Origin of the sequence: Synechococcus sp. R8-2 (assembly GCF_047461715.1) — a bacterium.
Taxonomy (GTDB): Bacteria; Cyanobacteriota; Cyanobacteriia; order Thermostichales; family Thermostichaceae; genus Thermostichus.
In genome coordinates this window covers 1-2,266 of record NZ_JANSHQ010000620.1, presented here as the reverse complement: position 1 = coordinate 2,266, position 2,266 = coordinate 1, and the positions used below count along the sequence as shown (strand labels likewise).

General features: G+C 61.8%; 1 protein-coding gene and 1 pseudogene. One reads left to right on the top strand and one right to left on the bottom strand.

The window, feature by feature from the left end; all coding sequences use genetic code 11:
- Positions 1-1,062 (bottom strand): annotated as a pseudogene (locus NW819_RS13150) (hypothetical protein); the annotation flags it as partial.
- A 268-nt stretch (positions 1,063-1,330) separates the two neighbouring features.
- Here NW819_RS13150 and NW819_RS13145 point away from each other — a divergent pair.
- On the top strand, positions 1,331-2,266 hold a 936-nt coding region (locus NW819_RS13145; protein WP_414414016.1), incomplete at its 3' end, for an alpha/beta fold hydrolase.

Below are 2,266 nucleotides of genomic sequence, written 5' to 3'. Positions count from 1 at the left end.
CCCCAAACTCCCCCCCAAAGCCAGCCACAGGTAAAACTGCGTCAACTGCTTCACCGGCGGGCGACGGCAAGCTAACCGGCTGTGGCAGCCCCAGCTCACCAGCCCAAAGGTGATCAGATGCAGCGGCAGAAGCAAAAAACCGGGCCTCACCCAGCCCAAGACCTGTACCCCCACCGCCCCGCAGGCCAGAAGAGCTGTCGTTCCCAAAACCCACTCATTGGGGTGGATCCCCCCGAAAGCCAGCATGAGTGTCAGCAGATAGATCCCCAGAGGAATGGCCCACAACAGGGGCACTGCCGCCACGTCGGTGGTCAACAAGGTGGTGACCGCCACCAACAGGCCCGCCGGCAAAAAAGCCAGACCCGCCCAGCGCCAACGCTCTCGCCAGGAAACAGTCAAATCCCCCGGAGCAGCGCCGGATCCCTGGGAATCTGCCCCGCGTTCTTGTTGCTCCGCAACGCTGTTGCGACTGAGCAGCAGACCCACCCCGCTTAGCAGCACCAGGGCTGCCACCAGCGCGTAGGATCCCGTCCACAGGTGAGTTTGCCAAGCCAAAGACAGGCGGGGCTCCAACAACAGCGGGTACCCCAGCAGCCCGCCCAAGCTGCCGGCATTGCTGGCCACATAGAGAAAATAGGGATCCAAAGCCTCCCGTTGCCCCGCGACCCCTCTTGCCGCCAACCCCCGTTGCAGCAACGGCGTCGTCGCCGACAGGAGAAACAGCGGCACCCCAGCTCCCAAAGTCAAGTTTGCCAACAGAGCGAGAGGGGGCCACACTTCTTTCGGTTGGCCGGGGATCCCCAGCTGAAAGGGCAGAAGCCTCAGCCCGACCAGCAGCAAGATCCCGTGGATCAGCACCCCCATCCTGGGATTGAGGCCGCGCCCCAGCCGATCTGCCCACAGGTAGCCCAAAAGCAGGGTGGCCTGAAAAAAGGCCAGGCAGGTATTCCACACCAGGGGGGATCCCCCCCACAGCGGCAGCAGCAACTTGCCCACCAACAACTGTCCCCAGAAGAGGCAAAAAGCGCTACCAAACAAGCTGAGGCCAACTAGCCAAACCAAAGCCGACCCACCGCAAAACCCTCAACTGCCAGTATTCCCCACTTTCTCCCGGAAGCTTGAGATGGGATGTTGTAGCCGCTTGGTGGTGCCCCTTGGGATCACCCAACTCAGAGGAAGGCCGATCCTTGTTCCTCGATTCAAGTGCGCCAACGGGTGGAAGGGGGCCACCCTCCGCCGGTACTCTCAGTTGCCCCGATCACAAGGACTTTGTCCCGCTGTCGCGAACGGTTAGGATCGCAACGCTGACTCAAACCTACACTGCACCCCCATGTTGCCATGCAGCGCCAACGCGAACACAGAGCATCGCTGGCTCTGGCGTGACCAGCCCATTCGCTACCAACAGTCGGGATCCACAGGCCCAGCCGTGTTGCTGATCCATGGCTTCGGGGCCAGCAGCGACCATTGGCGGAAAAATTTGCCGGAGCTGGGGCAGCACTGTCAGGTGTATGCGGTCGATTTGTTGGGGTTTGGGGGATCCGCCAAGCCCCTGCCGGGATCCCCTTTGCCCTACACCTTCGAGACCTGGGGATCCCTGGTGGCAGACTTTGTCCGAGAGGTGGTGGGCCAGCCAGTCTATCTGGTGGGCAACTCGATTGGGGGCATCGTGGCTTTGCAGGCGGCGGTTCTGGATCCAGCCCAGGTTTTAGGGGTAGCGATGTTGGATCCCTCGCTGCGGCTATTGCACGAGCGGAAACGGGGCCAGGTCTCCTGGCTGCGCCGCCGGTTCACCCCTTTGCTGCAATCCCTGCTGGGGTGGCCCCCCTTTGGTCGTTTCTTCTTTGCTCAGGTGGCCCAGGCTAGGGCCATTCGCAATATCCTCCTCCAAGCCTACGGGCGCAAAGAAGCGGTTACCGAGGAGCTGATCCAGCTTTTGCTCAAACCCGCTTTGGAGCCGGGGGCGGCAGAGGTCTTTTTGGCCTTTGTGCGCTATTCTCAGGGGCCTTTGGCTGAAGATCTCTTGCCTCAGCTCACCTGTCCCGTCTTGATCTTGTGGGGGGAAGCGGATCCCTGGGAACCCATTGCTCTGGGGCGGGCCCTGGCAGAGTTTCCTTGCGTGGTGGGGTTCATCCCGTTGCCGGGGGTCGGCCATTGCCCCCAGGATGAAGCCCCAGAGCTGGTCAACCCGCTGCTTTTGGATTGGATCCGGGATCCCACCAAAAAACCTGAAAAAGGAGTTCGTTCCGCCGGGATCCCCTCACCCCCC